Genomic DNA, 16,328 nt, shown 5'->3' with positions numbered 1-16,328 from the left:
GCCCGCACCAGACCGGGCAGCCGCGCTCAAAGGCGCGCGTGGCTCCCTTACTCTTTACACCCCCATCGGATGCAGGCGGTTCCGGTCCCACGGAACGGACCAGCCAAGCTGGTCGAAGAGCCCGCTCAGGACAATCCCGGTAAACCCCCATACCACCACGCCGTTGACGGTGAAGGCGGGGCTGTCGAAGGTCCGGCCGGCCCGGTGGACGGTGGCCATCACACGGTTGTCCGGGTCCAGCAGGTCCCGGACGGGGATCCTGAAAACCTGCGCGGATTCCGCGTAGTCCACCACCCGCACGGGTGACGGGGACCGCCACCAGCCCAGCACCGGTGTCACCAGGAAGTTGCTGTGCGCCAGGCCGAGTTGCTGGAGTGTGCCCAGGACTTCGACCCCGCTTGAGTCAAGGCCGGTTTCCTCTACTGCCTCCCGGAGCGCTGCCTGAACGGCAGTTTCGTTGGCATCGATGCTGCCGCCGGGAAATGCCACCTGCCCTGGGTGCGATCCCAGGGTGTGGGCCCGTTCCAGGAGCAGCACATCGAGGTCGGCGGGCGCCAGCGGCTTGCCGGAGGCCGCGGGAACATCGTCCAGCGCGCCGAAGAGCATCAGGACGGCGGCCTTGCGCGCCCGCTCCTCGTCCACCGTCAGGGCAGCCCACCGGGGGTCAGGGGCGGCGGCTGACCCGGATTCGGCCCGGCGCGCCAGTTCCAGAAGGTCTTCGCGGGCGCTCACAGGGTCCGCTTCCGGGAGGCCATCCTGATTTCGGCGGCACGGTGGGTTTCAGCGAGCAGCTCCGCCAACAGCGCCTCGCTGCCGGGTGCGAGCTCGTACTTGAGGAGTTTGGCCGCCTTCACCGGATCCGTTTCGCCCATGCCGTAACTGGGGCACCAGTTGGCCACCGGGCACGCCCCGCACGCCGGTTTCCGGGAGTGGCAGACGCGCCGGCCGTGGAACACCACGCGGTGCGAAAGCATGGTCCAGTCCTTCGGCTCGAAGAGTTCGGCCACGTCAGACTCGATCTGCACGGGGTCTTCCGATTGCGTCCAGCCGAACCTGCGGGCCAGCCGTCCGAAGTGGGTGTCCACCGTGATGCCGGGGATGCCGAACGCGTTCCCGAGCACCACGTTGGCGGTCTTGCGCCCAACCCCCGGAAGGGTGACAAGGTCCTCGAGCCGGCCGGGCACCACGCCATTGAACTCGTCCACCAGCCGGGTGGCCAGTGCGATGAGGTTTCGGGACTTGGCCCGGAAGAAGCCGGTGGGCTTGATGATCTCTTCGAGCCGGGAGGGGTCGGCCTCGGCCATGGCCCGCGCATCCGGGTAGTTCTGGAAGAGCAGCGGCGTGATCTGGTTGACCGTCACATCCGTGGTCTGGGCCGAGAGCACGGTAGCCACCAGCAGCTCGAAAGGGTTGGTGAAATCCAGCTCCGCGTGTGCGTACGGGTACTTTTCGGCCAACGCCCTGTTGATGCGCCGCGCCCGCCGCTTCAGGGCGAGCACCGACTCGGAGGAAACCACCGGCATGCCGGCGGCCTGGCCGGCAGCAGCCTTCCCTCCGCCGGCTTTGGCCCGGGGCGCGGCCATTGGTGTTAGCCGCGCTCGATGTTGCTGAGGTCCCGCAGGACGCCCAGCCGCCCGTCGGTGTGCTGGACCAGGAACTCGTGGCCGCGGTCCTCAAGGGCAAGGACCCACCCGCCCGGCTCAATAACGAAGGCCGGGGCCCCGGTGCGGGGGTCATAGGCGGTACGATGCTGGGCCACAGCGAACCAGAACGCCTCATGGATGGGCAGTTCGTCCGATTCGTCGTGCCGGCTGGCAGGGTCCACGGTGGCCCCAATGGGTTCCTCGGAGCGGACCTGCTGATGGACGGCAGTTGCCGCCGGCGGTTCCCACGTGCTCCTCGCCGCGGAGGCAGCCGGCTGCGCGCCGCCGTCGTGATGGGACGTCGCGGATGAACCGCCTGCCCCGGCACCTACGTGCACATCCCCGAACTGCGTCTCTTCTGCGGCAGGCGCGGAGGCGGGACGGACGACGTCGGCTGCCTGGGTTGGCGGGCCGGCGTCAACTTCGGGCGCCCGGTCGGACACTTCGGGGGCGGTGGATACAGGACCACCGGCGGCGGGTCCGCCCGCGGCAGCGACGCCGGCGGATGGGACGGCGGCGGTAGCAGGTGAATGCGGCGCGGCTGCCGTGGGAACGGCGGCAGTGGCCGGTGCATGATGGGTGGGTCCGGGCTGGACGGCCGAGGATCCGGCGCCGGCACCGCCGAACAGCTTTCCACCGGCAGCGCCCAGCAGCTTCCCGCCGCCGGGCTTGGACGCGGACTCGGGCTTGGGCTGCTTGGGTGCACGGGGCTTCTGGACCGGGGCGGCCGCCTCACGGGCCACCACATGCGCCGGCACTTCAGCGCGGTCCTTGAAGTCGCCCGAAAGATACGGCAGGAAGCGGCCCAGGACCGTTGCAGCGAACAGGATCAGGGAGCCGATCAGGCCCACCAGCAGGCTGGGCACGTACGCGCCTGCCACGGACAAAAAGAAGAAGGCGACGGCGAAGCAGGCCACCACCGACGCGAACTGGTCGATGGAGAGGGAGCCGATGCGGATTTTGGTGGCGGGTGCCAGCCTGCGCGCGGCAAAAAGGGCGCTGACGATGAGGGGAAGGATGATGCCCAATCCCAGGAAGAAGAGGTTGTTCAGGTTCCACAGGTTGTAGCGGCCGCCGAAGATGGGCAGCAGCGAAGCGATGAACAGGATGAGGGTGGCGGCAAACACGGCCAGGTCCCGCACGGTGAACGGACCGAGCACTGCCTGGTTGGCGTCCTTGGCAAGGCCTGCCGGCTTCCCTTCGGACGTGGCCTGCTGGCCTGCCCCGGTGGCGGGTCCGGCGGCGCCGGAACCTGCCGCGGTATCGGGGCCGGTCTTCTGGCCAAAGCTTTGCTGGTTCATTCTGTTCTCCTTAGCGTGGCGGCACCGGGGCCGGCATGGCCCCGATATCGTGCCGTCGTAACACCGGTTCCGCCGCGGCCACGCGCAGTTGCGCCTGTCCACAGCGGTCCGAAGTGAAGTCACAATTCCATTTCAGCCTAGTCAACAGCCGGGCTGATCACTAGCTGAACGGCGCCGCCGGGGGCGTCCTCCCGACGGCGGGCCCAACCATTCACCGCTTAATGGACGCCGCTCGCGGGTACGTCTGTGACAGGGCACACATGTATGTCCGGGCAAGCATTAGTCTTGATTCCGGAACAGCTCTTTGCGGTATGTCCGTGATCGGCCGGTGCCCAACGTCGTGCGTGCGGCGGAGCCCGGCCGGCAGCCACCATGCCGCGCAGCAAAGATCGATGAATGATGAGGTTCACATGTCCCAGGACACTCCAAGCTCCACGGCCACCGTTCCCGCAGGCTCGGCACAGCAGGGCGATGCCTTTGAAAACCTGCTCCATGAGACCCGGACCTTCCCGCCTTCGCCGGAGTTCGCGGCCAACGCGGTTGTCACCGCTGAGGAGTACCAGGAGGCCGACGCCGACCGGCCGGCTTTCTGGGCGAAGCAGGCGCGGGAGCTGCTCACCTGGAGCAAGGACTTCGATGAGGCGCTGGACTGGTCCAACCCGCCGTTCGCCAAATGGTTCGTGGGCGGCGAGGTCAACGCGGCCTACAACGCGCTGGACCGGCACGTGGAGAACGGCCGGGGCGATCGGGTGGCCATCCACTTCGAGGGCGAACCGGGCGATACCCGCTCCTACACCTACGCGCAGCTGACCGAGGAAGTGAAGAAGGCAGCCAACGCCTTCGAATCCCTGGGCGTGGCCAAGGGCGACCGGGTGGCCGTCTACCTGCCGATGATCCCCGAAGCGGTCATCACGCTGCTGGCCTGCGCCCGGATCGGCGCCGTGCACTCGGTGGTGTTCGGCGGGTTCTCCGCCGACGCGCTGCGGTCCCGCATCGATGACGCCGAAGCCAAACTCGTGGTCACCGCCGACGGCACCTACCGCCGCGGCAAGCCCAGCGCCCTCAAACCCGCGGTGGACGAAGCCCTCGCCAAGGCCGGCCACACGGTGCAGAACGTGGTGGTGGTCAAACGCAACGGCCAGGACGTGGACTGGACCGAGGGCCGGGACCACTGGTGGGCCGACACCGTCGAGGCAGCCTCCGCCGAGCACACCGCCGTCGGGCATGACTCCGAGCACCCTTTGTTCATCCTCTACACCTCCGGGACCACCGGCAAGCCCAAGGGCATCCTGCACACCACCGGCGGATACCTCACCCAGACTGCCTACACCCACAAGGCAGTGTTCGACCTGCACCCGGACACGGACGTGTACTGGTGCACGGCCGACGTCGGCTGGGTCACCGGCCACTCCTACGTCACCTACGCCCCGCTCATCAACGGCGCCACCCAGGTCATGTACGAAGGAACCCCGGATTCCCCGCACCAGGGCCGCTGGTGGGAGATCATCGAAAAATACAAGGTCTCCATCCTCTACACCGCGCCCACCGCCATCAGGACGTTCATGAAGTGGGGCCGGGAAATCCCGGACAAGTACGACCTCACCTCCCTCCGTGTCCTCGGCTCCGTGGGCGAACCCATCAACCCCGAAGCCTGGATGTGGTACCGGAACGTCATCGGCGGGGACAAGGCCCCCATCGTGGACACCTGGTGGCAGACCGAGACCGGCGCCCAGATGATCGCCCCGCTGCCCGGGGTCACCGCCGCCAAACCCGGCTCCGCCCAGGTCCCGCTGCCCGGCATCGCCGTGGACGTCGTGGACGAGATGGGCGAATCGGTGCCCAACGGCCACGGCGGATTCCTGGTGATCCGCGAACCCTGGCCCGCGATGCTCCGGGGCATCTGGGGCGACCCGGAGAGGTTCAAGGACACCTACTGGTCCCGGTTCGAAACTATGTACTTCGCCGGCGACGGCGCCAAGAAGGACGAAGACGGCGACGTCTGGCTCCTGGGCCGGGTGGATGACGTCATGAACGTCTCCGGGCACCGGCTCTCCACCACCGAAATCGAATCCGCCCTGGTCTCCCACCCCGCCGTGGCCGAAGCCGCCGTCGTCGGAGCCGCGGACGAAACCACCGGCCAGGCCGTCGTCGCGTTCGTCATCCTCCGCGGTGACGCGGTCAATGGCGGCGACGACACCGTCCAGGAACTCCGGAACCACGTGGGCAAGGAAATCGGACCCATCGCCAAACCGAAGAACATCCTGGTGGTCCCGGAGCTGCCCAAGACCCGGTCCGGCAAGATCATGCGCCGCCTCCTCAAGGACGTCGCAGAAGGCCGCGACCCGGGCGACGCCACCACCCTCTCCGATCCGACGATCATGCAACAGATCGCCCAGTCGCTCAGGAAATAGAAGTCCCCGCGACGACGGCGCTGCCCACTCGGTGGGCGGCGCCGTCGCCGTATGCTGGGAGCAGCCCCGTCGCCTGCCCCGAAGGAACCGCCCGAATGCTCGCCGTCGCACGCCACCAGGCCATTTTGGACGCCCTCCAGCGCGAACGGGTGGTGAGGGTCTCGGACCTGGCCCAGCAGCTGGGGGTGTCCCTGATGACGGTGCGGCGGGACATTGAGGTGCTGGAAGAAGGCGGGCGCCTGGAGCGGATCCACGGCGGCGCCAAGGTCCCGGGTGACACCAGCACCCATGAGCCGGGATTCGACCTGAAGTCCACCCAGCTGACCGACGAGAAAAAGGCCATCGCGGTTGAGGCGGCCAGCCTGGTGCAGGAGGGCATGGCGGTGGGCCTGAGCGCCGGAACCACCACCTGGGCGCTGGCCAAGGAACTCACCGGCGGGCCACGGATCACTGTTGTCACCAACTCGGTACGCATCGCGGACCTGTTCCACCACGCCGCGTCCGCCGGCTCCGCCCGCTATGCGTCCACGGTCATCCTGATCGGCGGCGAGCGGACCCCGTCGGATGCGCTGGTGGGCCCCATCGCCACGGGCGCGCTGAAGCAGCTGCACCTGGATGTTTTGTTCCTCGGCGTCCATGGGATGGACGCCGACGCCGGGTTCACCACCCCCAACCTGCTGGAGGCGGAAACGGACCGCGCCTTCGTGGCGGCTGCGCGCAAGACTGTGGTCCTGGCTGACCACACCAAGTGGGGCCTGCTGGGCATCAGCTCCATCGCTTCCCTGGAGGAAGTCGACGAAGTCATCAGCGACGAAGGCCTCAGTCCGGAGGCTCAGCGCATCCTGCAGGAACGGGTAGGCCGGCTGAGGCTCGCCGGCCTCTGACTAAAACCTTCAGGGGCAGCCGCAGGATTGGCGGATGTGCAGTTTCGTGGGGAAGATCCGGTGCTGCGGTTTTTCCCCGCGGCTGGCTCCCACCAGTGCCGCCACCGCGGCTTCCGCCATCACGGCCACCGGCTGCTCCACCGTGGTCAGTGGAGGCCAGGAGTATTCGGATTCGGCGGAACCGTCAAAGGAAGCTACCGCCATCCCGCCGGGGATGGACAGCCCTGCTTCGTGCACTGCCCGCAACAGGCCGATCGCCTGCATGTCGGAGGTGGCGAAAATCGCCGTCGGCCGGTTGACGGAAGCCAGCAGCCGCTGGCCGGCAAGGTAACCGCCGGGCCGCGTAAAGGCGCTGTAGACAATCGGCCCCTCCGGCAGGCCGGCCTCCTGCAGGGCTTCCCGCCATCCCACTTCACGGCCGTCGGTGGACCCGGAAACGTTGGTGCCCATCGCCAGGCCTATGTTGGTGTGGCCGTGGCCGATCAGGTGTTCCACGGCCATCCGGGCGCCCGCCGCGAGATCCACGCCGATGCTGTTGAACCCCGGCGCATCCCGCTCCTGGTTGAGCAGGACCGAGGGGATGTCCGCCGTTTCCAGGACCTCCAGGTCCGGTTCGAAGAGGACGCTGGCCAGGAGCACGCCGTCCACCTGCCGGGCGGCAAGGTTGCGGATATTCCGCCGCTCCTTGGCCAGGTTCCCGTCGGAGTTGCTCAACACCAGGGCGTATCCCAGTTCTGCCGCGGCATCCTCCACGGCATGGGAGAAAAGCGAGAAGAACGGGTTGGAGATATCCGGAACCACAAGCCCCAGCGTCTCGCTGGAGCCCAGCTTGAGCGCACGGGCCGCCGCGTTGGGACGGTAGCCCAGGACGCGGATGGCGTCCTGGACCTTGGCTTCGGTGGCAGGCGCCACCTTCTTGGGCCCGCCGTTGACAACGTAACTGACGACGGCGGTGCTCACGCCGGCGTATCGCGCCACGTCCTTGCGGGTCACGGGGCCCCGTGTGGCCTGCGCTGCCGGAGAAGTCATGCTGTCCATGTTAGGTACAAGTACCCGGGGCATCGCCGAAGTCACGGATGGGAAGCCGTGCGCCGCTTTGCAAAGCTGACTGGTGCGCCACGATTCCGGGCAGGGTGAAGCGGGCTGCCACCCAGGCGTTCACCGGCGGCAGGGTGCGGTTGTTGACGGCCGTGACGAAGTCATCCACCAGGAAGTGGTGGCTTCCCTCGTGCCCGTTCGGCGCGCCGCGGAACTCCTGCGGAAGCCGTTCCGGGTCGTGGACAGGTGCCAGGCCGGAGACGAAGGCATCCCTCAGCTCGGGCGCCACATTGGCGAGCGAGGGATCGTCCAGGGAAATGCTGGGCCGGGTCTCGAGTTGCTCGGAGATGTCGTGGACGTTGCGCTTGTCCTGCCACACGGTGACTTTCGCGAGCTGTTCGAAGCTGGCCTCGGTGCCGAAGAACCGGAACCGGGACTCCCGGATGTGTGAGGGGTAGCCCACCCGGCGCATCTCATTGGTGCGCATGACCCCGCCGTCGTTGAGCTCAAAGAGGGCCGTGGCATTGGAGAAGTCGTTGCCGAACATGCTGACGTCCTTGTCAAAGACGCCGTCGTTGCGGTCATCCCTGACTCCGACGCAGCTGACGCTGACCGCATGGGCGGGAACGGCACCGAGTACTCCACCCACGGCGTGGGTCGGATAGAGCATGGGCGGGTAGCTGGCCGTTTCCTTCCAGCGGTCCCCGCCGCTGTACTGGTAGGCCTCGTAGAAGCCCAGGTCCATGTCGTGGACGTAGTCGCCTTCGGCATAGAAAATCCGGCCGAACTTTCCCTCAGCGAGCTGCTTGCGCGCATAGACAGTGGCGGGGTTGTAGTAGCTGGTCTCCCCCATCATGTAGACCAGCCCGGTGTCACGGACAGCCTCGATGATGCGGGCAATTTCGTCCTCGGAAACAGCCATCGGGACAGCCGAGTACACGTGCTTGCCGGCACGGAGGGCCTGCTCCACCAGGGGACCGTGCGTCCAGCGCTGCGTAAAGATGGCAACGGCGTCGACCTCGGAGGCCAGGAGCTCTTCAAAGCTTGCCTGTGAACCGGCCAGCCCATAGCGGTCCACCGCTTCCGCAGCCCGCTCCGGAAGCTCGTCAACCACGTGAACGGCACTGACGCCGGGGTGGAGGTTGAACAGGTGGGCGAACTGGCTGCCAAACTGGCCGGCTCCTACTACGCCGATTGAGAACGTCATTGTCTTCCTTCCGGGAAGTTTTGGCAGCGCCGGGCAAGCGCTGTCCTTCAGGAAGGCCAGTGTTTCACCCGTATCTACTCGAGTCAACAACCCATCGAATGCAAAAATCACTCCTTGCCGCAAGGAAAGACAAAAGCTTGCCCCCGCAAATCTACTCGTGTAGATTACATCCCAGTTGTTACTCACATCACAGTCAGGAAAGGGTCGAAGATGACCACCCTTGCCAAACACCCCAGAGCGGCGTCGCCGGCAGCGGCTTCGCCCAAGCCGCTAGGAAGCTACCGCCGGTTCGGGGACCTCAGGATCGCACTGCTCTTCATCGCCCCGGCGCTCATCGGGTTCGTCTTTTTCTACGTCGTGCCAACCATCCGCGGCATCTACCTGAGCTTCACGGAATACAACATCCTCGGTGATCCGGAATGGATCGGCCTGGACAACTACACGGCCATCGCCAAGGATCCGCTGTTCTGGAATTCCCTCGCCGTTACAGGACAGTACGTCTTCCTGAACATCCTCCTCCAGACGGCCTTGGCCCTGGGCCTGGCCCTCCTGATGCACCAGGTGGCAAAGTCCACGATCATCCGCGGGGCACTGCTGCTGCCGTACCTGATGTCCAACGTCATCGCCGCACTGTTGTGGTTCTGGATGCTGGACTACCAGATCGGCGTAGTGAACCAGTTCATCGAGTGGAGCGGGCTGCCCCGGGTCGCCTTTTTCGGCAGCGAGGAGTGGGCCATTCCCACCCAGGCCCTGATCAATACCTGGCGCCATATGGGCTACACGGCACTGCTGATCTTTGCCGGGCTGCAGGCCATCCCGGGCCACGTTTATGAGGTGGCCAAACTGGACGGCGCCTCAGCATTCCAGACCTTCCGGAAAATCACCATCCCGTTGTTGCGCCCGGTCCTGGTCCTGGTCCTCGTGGTCACGGTGATCGGTTCGTTCCAGGTCTTCGACACCGTAGCCGTGACCACAGCAGGCGGCCCGGTCAACGCCACCCGCGTGATCCAGTACTACATCTACCAGCGCGCCTTCACCGAGTCGGACTTCGGCTACGGATCCGCCATCGCCGTCATTCTCTTCCTCATCCTCGCCCTGGTGGCCTTCATCCAGATGAAGTTCCTCAAGGGCAACGAATCGGACCTGGACTAGGAGTCCCGCATGACCACCACCGCAAGCCGCGCAACGCTGCCGGCCGGAACCCGCCGCCGTCGTCCGTTCAACGCCCGCCGTGCGGGCACCTGGGCCCTCCTGGTCCTCGCCATCGCCGTCTCCGTCCTGCCCTTCCTCTGGGTGCTGAGGACCGCACTGTCCACCAACAATGCCCTGGCTTCCAGCGCCGCCAGCCTGCTGCCGGCGGAGTTCACCTTCGGCGCCTTCAAACGGGTCTTCGGGCTGCAGTCACCGGCGGAAGCCGTGGCCGAAGGCGGCTCGGGTGCCGCCATCGACTTCTGGCTCTACCTGCGGAACTCGATCATCTTTTCCTCCATCACCACCGCCGGCGCCGTGTTCTTCAGCGCGATGGCCGCCTACGCTTTCGCCCGGCTGCGCTGGAAGGGCCGCAATGCAGTCTTCAGCCTCTTCCTCGGCACCATGCTGGTCCCGCCGATCTTCACGGCGCTCCCCAACTTCCTGCTGATCAAGAACCTGGACCTGCTCAACACGATGCTCGGCATGGTCCTGCCGTACGTCTTCATGACGCCGTTCGCCATCTTCTTCCTCCGCCAGTTCTTCCTGAACATGTCCCGTGAGGTGGAGGAAGCGGCCATGCTCGACGGCGCCAAGCACCTCCGGATCTTCTTCCAGATTGTGCTTCCCAACGCCGCAGCCCCCATCGCCACCCTGGCGCTGCTCACCTTCATCGGCCAGTGGAACGAATACTTCTGGCCCCTGCTGGTCGGCTCCCAGGACGACGTCCGGGTCCTCCAGGTGGGGCTCGGCGTCTTCAAGTCCCAGTCGCCGCAGGGCGCACCGGATTGGTCCGGCCTCATGGCGGCAACCCTCATCTCGGCCCTGCCGGTGCTGATCCTGTTCGCGGCCTTCGGCAAGAAGATCGTCAACTCCATCGGCTTCTCCGGCATCAAATAAGCAATCCCACCTCCCGCCAATACCCCCGAACGGAAAGTAGAACCATGAAGAAATCCCTCGGCGCCGTTGCCGTCGCCGCAGCTGTGGCACTCTCCCTGTCTGCCTGCAGCGGATCCTCGTCAGAAGAAGCCGCCAAGGGCGAGATCAGCTACTGGCTCTGGGATGCCAACCAGCTCCCCGCCTATCAGCAGTGTGCTGACGACTTCACGAAGGCCAACCCTGACATCACGGTCAAGATCACCCAGCGCGGCTGGGACGACTACTGGTCCACACTGACCAACGGCTTCGTGGGCGGCACCGCACCGGACGTCTTCACCAACCACCTGGGCCGCTACGGCGAACTGGCAGAGAACAACCAGCTGCTGGCCATCGACGACGCCGTCGAAAAGGACAATGTGGACCTCTCCGCCTACAACGAGGGCCTTGCAGACCTCTGGGTGGGCCAGGACGGCAAGCGTTACGGCCTGCCCAAGGACTGGGACACCATCGGCCTGTTCTACAACAAGGCCATGCTGGCCGGCGCCGGGATCACCGAGGACCAGATGAAGGACCTCACGTGGAACCCCGAAGACGGCGGCACCTACGAGAAGGTCATCGCCCACCTCACCGTGGACAAGAACGGAAAACGCGGCGATGAGCCAGGCTTCGACAAGAACAACGTCGACGTCTACGGGCTGGGCCTGAACGGCGGCGGCGACTCCTCCGGCCAGACGGAGTGGAGCTACCTGACGAACACCACCGGCTGGTCCCACACCGACAAGAACCCGTGGGGCACCAAGTACAACTACGACGACCCCAAGTTCCAGGAGAGCATGGACTGGTTCGCAGGGCTGGCCGGGAAGGGCTACATGCCCAAGCTTGAGACCACCGTGGGCGCGGCCATGGCGGACACCTTCGCAGCCGGCAAGTCCGCCATCAACGCGCATGGATCCTGGATGATCGGCCAGTACACCGGTTACAAGGGCATTGAGGTGGGCATCGCTCCCACCCCCGTTGGCCCCGAGGGCGAGCGCGCGTCGATGTTCAACGGCCTGGCAGATTCCATCTGGGCCGGGACCGAAAAGAAGGACGCAGCCATCAAGTGGGTGGAATACCTCGCGTCCGCCGACTGCCAGGATGTCGTCGCCTCCAACGCCGTGGTCTTCCCCGCACTCAAGGCGTCCTCGGACAAGGCAGCTGAAGCCTTCAAGGCCAAGGGTGTGGATGTCACCGCGTTCACGGAGCACGTCAAGGACAAGACCACATTCCTGTACCCCATCACGGACAACACCGCCAAGGTCAAGGGCATTATGGAGCCCGCCATGGACGCCGTGGTCTCCGGCAAGGCGCCCGCCAGCTCCCTCTCCCAGGCCAATGAGCAGGTCAACGCCCTCTTCAAGTAGGCACTGCTTCTTCAAGTAGGCACTGCTTCGCCATCCCAATCCGTGGCTGCGTTTGTGGTCGCAGCCACCGGGCTGGATGCCGCCGTCCCATCCTCGCGGCGGCGGCATCCGGCTACCCCTTCCCGGCTACCGAAACACCCCGTACCCGCGTCTTCCGGCGCCCAGCACAAACGATGAAAGAGACTTTCCTATGGATCCCCTGCACCTCCGTTCCGCCGGCACCAGCCTGGTGATCATCTTCGACAGCGGGGAGGCTGAGGTCATCCATTGGGGCGCCGACCTCGGTGCCACCCTGCCGGACCTGGCCATCCTCACCAGCCCGGTCCCCCACTCCGCCATCGACGCCCGCGTCCCCGCCGGCCTGCTCCCCCAGGCTTCCTCCTCCTGGCGCGGCCGTCCCGCCCTGCGTGGCTCCCGGATCACCGACGGCGGCTCCGGCCTGGACTTCTCCTCCCGCCTCCGTACTACCTCGGTCACCTCAGAGGGCTCCAGTGCACAGATTGTCCAGGCCGACGCCGATACCGGCATCAGCGTCTCGTCCAACCTGACGCTGCACGACGGCGGCCTGCTGGAACTGCGCCACACCGTCACCAACGAGGGCACCACCCCCTTCCAGGTGGACGAACTGGCCACCGTCCTCCCGGTGGCGCCGGACGCCGTCGAACTCCTGGACCTGACCGGCCGCTGGTGCCGCGAGCGCCATCCGCAGCGGCGGGCCATCCAGCAGGGCACCTGGGTCCGCACCGGCCGGCACGGCCGCACCGGCCACGATTCCTCCCTGCTGTTCGCCGCCGGCACCCCGGGTTTCGGCAACCGCCACGGCAAGGTCTGGGCCACCCACCTGGCCTGGAGCGGCAACCATGAGCAGTTCGCGGACACCATCGGCGACGGCCGGACCATGATCGGCGGCTCGGAGCTCCTGGGCCCCGCCGAGGTGGTCCTTGCACCGGGCGGCAGCTACACCACCCCGGCACTGTTCGCCGCCTACTCGGACGCCGGACTGGACGGGATCACCGGCGCCTTCTACAGCTGGTTCCGGTCCCGCCCGCACCACGTGCTCCCCGCCGCGTCCACCGGCCTGCCCGCCGGCAAGCCCCGCCCCGTGGTGCTCAACACCTGGGAAGCCGTCTACTTTGACCACAACCTGGACACGCTGATCGAACTCGCCGAATCGGCAGCCGATCTCGGCGTGGAGCGCTTCGTGCTCGACGACGGCTGGTTCCGCGGCCGCCGCAACGACCAGGCCGGCCTCGGTGACTGGTACGTCGATGAGACCCTGTGGCCGAACGGCCTGACGCCGCTGATCGAGGCGGTGACCTCCCGCGGGATGGAGTTCGGGCTGTGGGTGGAACCGGAAATGGTCAACCTGGACTCGGACATTGCCCGGGCGCATCCGGACTGGATCGTTGGCCCCTCAGCCATCCAGCACAAGGACGGCGGCCGGCTGCCCCTGGAATGGCGCAACCAGCACATCATCGACCTGGTCAACCCTGAGGCCTGGCAGTACATCTACGACCGCATCGACGCGCTCCTGGCCGGCAACAACATCAGCTACCTCAAATGGGACCAGAACAGGGACCTGCTGGAGCACGGCCACGCCGGCCGCTCCTCGGTCCACGAACAGACCCTCGCCGCGTACCGCCTGTTCGACGAGCTCCGCAAGGCGCACCCCGGCGTCGAGATTGAAAGCTGCTCCTCCGGCGGCGCCCGGGTGGACCTGGGCATCCTGGAACGGACCGACCGGATCTGGGGGTCGGACTGCAACGATGCGCTGGAGCGGCAGACCATCCAGCGCTGGACCGGCGCCGTGGTCCCGCCGGAGCTGGTGGGCAGCCACATCGGCCCCACCACGTCCCACACCACGGCCCGGACCCACGATTTGTCCTTCCGCGCCATTACCGCCCTGTTCGGGCACTTCGGCATGGAGTGGGACGTCCGCGGCGTGCAGGGCGAGGAGCGTGAGGAACTGCGGCGCCTCGTGGGCCTGTACAAGGAGCACCGGGACCTGATCCACAGCGGCCGCCGGGTCCACGCCGACGTCCCTTCCGACGCGCTCCTGCTGCACGGCGTTGCTGCTGCCGGCACGCCAGTTGTAAAAGGTACGACGGCGGCCCTGTTCGCTTTGGTCAGCATCCGCACCTCCGCGGCCGAGGAACCCGGGCGGATTGGACTCCCCGGCCTGGATGCGGAACGCAGCTACCGGGTGGAGGCAATCTTCCCCGCGCCGGGCGACGCCGACTACGTGCACACCTTCACCCAGGTCCAGCCGCCGGCGTGGCTGTCCGACGGTGCGGCGGCAAGCGGCAGGTTCCTTGCCGAGGTGGGGCTTCCCATGCCCATCCTCAACCCCGAGCACGCGCTGCTGTTGAAGGTCACCGCCCTCTAGCAGGCGAGTGCTCTGTCCCGGCGTTTCCAAGCAACGCGGGGTCATTTATCGCCCATTCCGAACGCCGGAACGGGCACCAAGTGACCCCGCGTTTCTTTTGGCTGTAGCTCCGACGATAGATTTGCCTGCATGACTGAAGCCTCCTCCGCCGTCGACGCCGGCCGCGGCACCATCCTTGTGATCAATGGCCCCAACCTGAATCTCCTGGGCACCCGCGAGCCGGAAAAGTACGGCACCTCAACCCTCGCAGACGTGGAGCAGCTGGCCGCCGCCGCAGCGAAGGCCCATGGCTTCGACGTGGAATGTGTCCAGTCCAACCATGAAGGCGTCCTGCTGGATGTCATCCACGCGGCCCGGGGCACGGCCGCGGGTATCGTGATCAACGCCGGCGCTTTTACCCACACGTCCGTGGCACTCCGTGACGCCCTCGCCGCCGTGCAGCTTCCCGCCGTCGAGGTGCACATCACCAACGTCCACCAGCGCGAGGAATTCCGGCACCATTCGTACCTCTCGCCCGTGTGCGCGGCGGTCATCGTGGGCGCAGGCGTCACCGGGTACCGGCTGGCCATCGACTACCTGGGCGAAGTCCTCTAGCTGCGTGTTCCGGCCCCTGCGGGCCACAGCCGTGGTGTCCTGCCGGCGGCCAGGTCTTCCACCCAGCCCACGCACAGGATGGCCACTCCCAGGAGCGGCCAGACCATGAGGAACAGCAGCCAGTCGCTTTCCAGCAGCCAGGGAAAGGCCTCGCTGAGGACCGGGTTTTCCCAGCCGAGGTCAATGAGCGGGACCGCGGCGACGAGCAGCAGGTTATGCCACAGGTAGATGGTGATGGCCCGGTTGTTGACGAGCGTTACAACGCCGTCGAGGATCTTCATCCGCCCGGGCAACGCCGGCCAGACCGGGGAAAGCCGCAGAAGCACGGCGCAGTACCCCAAGGACCACAGGGCCTGGGCGAGCGGGATCTCGTTCAGGTTCCAGCCTTCGTCGCTAGGGTGGGTGGCCGTCCACGCGAGTCCGAGCACCATGAGGGCCAGGGCAAGGACCGCCACGACAGGGAACCGCAGTTTGCGCAGCAGGCCATCGTGGTGGGCGAAGCCGAGGACCCAGCACGAACCGAAGGTGATGAAGTCGGTGACGGGATTGTTCGCCCATTCCGGCAATGCCGCGTTTTCAAGGGTCAGGACAGCCAGAAGTCCAAGCGGGGCCAGCAAGGTAACCCAGGGAAACCGGCGGAACGCCTTGAGCAGCAGCGGCGAGAGCAGCATGAACCAGAAGTAGGCCCGGATGTACCAGAGGATCTCCTCGGCCTGGAAACCCCATGAGGAGTCGGTCAGGACATCATTTGTTCCCGCGCTTTCCGGGAACGGCGGGGTGCCCACCGGAACGAACCACAATGCAAGGTCCAGCCAGTAGCCTTCCTCCTCCTGCCATGGCCGCCATCCCGTGAGGAACAGCAGGCCCAGCACGGTGACGGCGTAGAGCCAGAGCGGAAGCAGCAGCCGCCGGGCCCGGCTTTTCAGGACCCCCGCAGCGGGCCGGTCCAGCGAACGGGCCATCAGGGCCCCTGCCAGGGCGAACATCACGCCCATTGAGGGAAACACGAGGCTCATCCAGACGGCACCCGAGAAGCTGTGGAAGGCAACCACCCGGGCCAGTGCCACTGCACGCAGGGTATCCAGGTACCGGTCCCGCCCGGGTGGTGCCTGGATACCAGTTGACATGGCTTCCTTCCTCCCGGGTTGCCGCCTTGCTTCCGCACAACAGTAGAAGCACCAGCGGACGCGGGCATCTGTAGGAAGTACTCGAAGTTTTCCCTTGCCATACCTGCATCCCGGGCCGGATGTGGGGCAGGCCGGCGGGAACCCCCCTTCTTTGGGATTGGGTAGCCCAGGCCCTCGACCCCAAAAGCACGTGCAGAATACTATTCGTTTACGCCGGGGAGCCCGGCCAGGGCGGACAATGCGGCTGTTAGGGCTGCAGTAAGGGAC

General features: G+C 66.4%; 13 protein-coding genes. 7 read left to right on the top strand and 6 right to left on the bottom strand.

Going from position 1 to position 16,328, the window contains the following annotated elements:
* Positions 1-54: 54 nt before the first annotated feature.
* From AC5RWA_RS01075 to AC5RWA_RS01065, 3 genes are all read right to left on the bottom strand, one after another.
* Positions 55-732 (bottom strand): NUDIX hydrolase, encoded by a 678-nt coding sequence (locus tag AC5RWA_RS01075; protein WP_494056203.1) that lies wholly within the window; start codon positions 730-732, stop codon positions 55-57.
* Complete coding sequence (nth, locus tag AC5RWA_RS01070) at positions 729-1,523, bottom strand: endonuclease III (protein ID WP_275727018.1); 795 nt, start codon at positions 1,521-1,523, stop codon at positions 729-731. Before nth ends, AC5RWA_RS01075 begins: the two co-directional genes overlap by 4 nt.
* 65 nt (positions 1,524-1,588) lie before the next feature.
* Positions 1,589-2,944 carry an energy-coupling factor transporter transmembrane component T family protein gene (locus tag AC5RWA_RS01065; protein ID WP_494056202.1) on the bottom strand — a complete coding sequence of 452 codons (1,356 nt, stop codon included), beginning with the start codon at positions 2,942-2,944 and terminating at the stop codon, positions 1,589-1,591.
* 410 nt (positions 2,945-3,354) lie between these two features.
* Here AC5RWA_RS01065 and acs point away from each other — a divergent pair, with 410 nt between their 5' ends.
* Together acs and AC5RWA_RS01055 are read left to right on the top strand one after the other, a co-directional pair.
* A complete protein-coding gene (gene acs, locus AC5RWA_RS01060; protein WP_494056682.1) occupies positions 3,355-5,355 on the top strand; it encodes an acetate--CoA ligase in 2,001 nt (666 codons plus the stop codon).
* Between the two features lie 95 nt (positions 5,356-5,450).
* A complete protein-coding gene (locus AC5RWA_RS01055) occupies positions 5,451-6,239 on the top strand; it encodes a DeoR/GlpR family DNA-binding transcription regulator (RefSeq protein WP_494056201.1) in 789 nt (262 codons plus the stop codon).
* 9 nt (positions 6,240-6,248) lie between these two features.
* Here the strand turns inward: AC5RWA_RS01055 and AC5RWA_RS01050 are convergent, their stop codons facing one another.
* Together AC5RWA_RS01050 and AC5RWA_RS01045 are read right to left on the bottom strand one after the other, a co-directional pair.
* Complete coding sequence (locus AC5RWA_RS01050; RefSeq protein WP_115524883.1) at positions 6,249-7,268, bottom strand: LacI family DNA-binding transcriptional regulator; 1,020 nt, start codon at positions 7,266-7,268, stop codon at positions 6,249-6,251.
* Between the two features lie 10 nt (positions 7,269-7,278).
* A complete protein-coding gene (locus AC5RWA_RS01045; protein ID WP_494056200.1) occupies positions 7,279-8,484 on the bottom strand; it encodes a Gfo/Idh/MocA family protein in 1,206 nt (401 codons plus the stop codon).
* A gap of 210 nt (positions 8,485-8,694) precedes the next feature.
* On the opposite strand from AC5RWA_RS01045, the gene AC5RWA_RS01040 reads away from it, so the two are divergent.
* From AC5RWA_RS01040 to aroQ, 5 genes are all read left to right on the top strand, one after another.
* On the top strand, positions 8,695-9,636 hold the full coding sequence (locus tag AC5RWA_RS01040; protein WP_115524849.1) for a carbohydrate ABC transporter permease: 942 nt from the start codon (positions 8,695-8,697) through the stop codon (positions 9,634-9,636).
* 9 nt (positions 9,637-9,645) lie between these two features.
* Positions 9,646-10,572 carry a carbohydrate ABC transporter permease gene (locus AC5RWA_RS01035; RefSeq protein WP_494056199.1) on the top strand — a complete coding sequence of 309 codons (927 nt, stop codon included), beginning with the start codon at positions 9,646-9,648 and terminating at the stop codon, positions 10,570-10,572.
* A gap of 44 nt (positions 10,573-10,616) precedes the next feature.
* A complete protein-coding gene (locus tag AC5RWA_RS01030; RefSeq protein ID WP_494056198.1) occupies positions 10,617-11,954 on the top strand; it encodes an ABC transporter substrate-binding protein in 1,338 nt (445 codons plus the stop codon).
* A 190-nt stretch (positions 11,955-12,144) separates the two neighbouring features.
* Positions 12,145-14,340 (top strand): alpha-galactosidase, encoded by a 2,196-nt coding sequence (locus AC5RWA_RS01025; protein WP_494056197.1) that lies wholly within the window; start codon positions 12,145-12,147, stop codon positions 14,338-14,340.
* Positions 14,341-14,469: 129 nt separating this feature from the next.
* Positions 14,470-14,934, top strand: a complete 465-nt coding sequence (aroQ, locus tag AC5RWA_RS01020; protein WP_079597573.1) for a type II 3-dehydroquinate dehydratase — start codon at positions 14,470-14,472, stop codon at positions 14,932-14,934.
* Here aroQ and AC5RWA_RS01015 read toward each other — a convergent pair.
* Positions 14,931-16,061: an acyltransferase family protein gene (locus tag AC5RWA_RS01015; protein ID WP_494056196.1), complete on the bottom strand. Its 1,131-nt coding sequence runs from the start codon at positions 16,059-16,061 to the stop codon at positions 14,931-14,933. The genes aroQ and AC5RWA_RS01015 overlap by 4 nt on opposite strands.
* Positions 16,062-16,328: the final 267 nt, after the last annotated feature.

The sequence above is a fragment of the Arthrobacter sp. 210 2 genome (genome assembly GCF_059093025.1).
Note: the sequence above shows the minus strand (reverse complement) of the source record. Positions and strands in the feature narration are given on the sequence as shown.

Bases quoted from the DNA above. Each gene is read 5' to 3' on its own strand.
- AC5RWA_RS01030 (WP_494056198.1), top strand. From the start codon at position 10,617: ATGAAGAAATCCCTCGGCGCCGTTGCCGTCGCCGCAGCTGTGGCACTC.
- nth (WP_275727018.1), bottom strand. From the start codon at position 1,523: ATGCCGGTGGTTTCCTCCGAGTCGGTGCTCGCCCTGAAGCGGCGGGCG.
- aroQ (WP_079597573.1), top strand. From the start codon at position 14,470: ATGACTGAAGCCTCCTCCGCCGTCGACGCCGGCCGCGGCACCATCCTT.
- AC5RWA_RS01040 (WP_115524849.1), top strand. From the start codon at position 8,695: ATGACCACCCTTGCCAAACACCCCAGAGCGGCGTCGCCGGCAGCGGCT.
- AC5RWA_RS01025 (WP_494056197.1), top strand. From the start codon at position 12,145: ATGGATCCCCTGCACCTCCGTTCCGCCGGCACCAGCCTGGTGATCATC.
- AC5RWA_RS01050 (WP_115524883.1), bottom strand. From the start codon at position 7,268: ATGACTTCTCCGGCAGCGCAGGCCACACGGGGCCCCGTGACCCGCAAG.
- acs (WP_494056682.1), top strand. From the start codon at position 3,355: ATGTCCCAGGACACTCCAAGCTCCACGGCCACCGTTCCCGCAGGCTCG.
- AC5RWA_RS01065 (WP_494056202.1), bottom strand. From the start codon at position 2,944: ATGAACCAGCAAAGCTTTGGCCAGAAGACCGGCCCCGATACCGCGGCA.
- AC5RWA_RS01055 (WP_494056201.1), top strand. From the start codon at position 5,451: ATGCTCGCCGTCGCACGCCACCAGGCCATTTTGGACGCCCTCCAGCGC.
- AC5RWA_RS01015 (WP_494056196.1), bottom strand. From the start codon at position 16,061: ATGTCAACTGGTATCCAGGCACCACCCGGGCGGGACCGGTACCTGGAT.
- AC5RWA_RS01045 (WP_494056200.1), bottom strand. From the start codon at position 8,484: ATGACGTTCTCAATCGGCGTAGTAGGAGCCGGCCAGTTTGGCAGCCAG.
- AC5RWA_RS01035 (WP_494056199.1), top strand. From the start codon at position 9,646: ATGACCACCACCGCAAGCCGCGCAACGCTGCCGGCCGGAACCCGCCGC.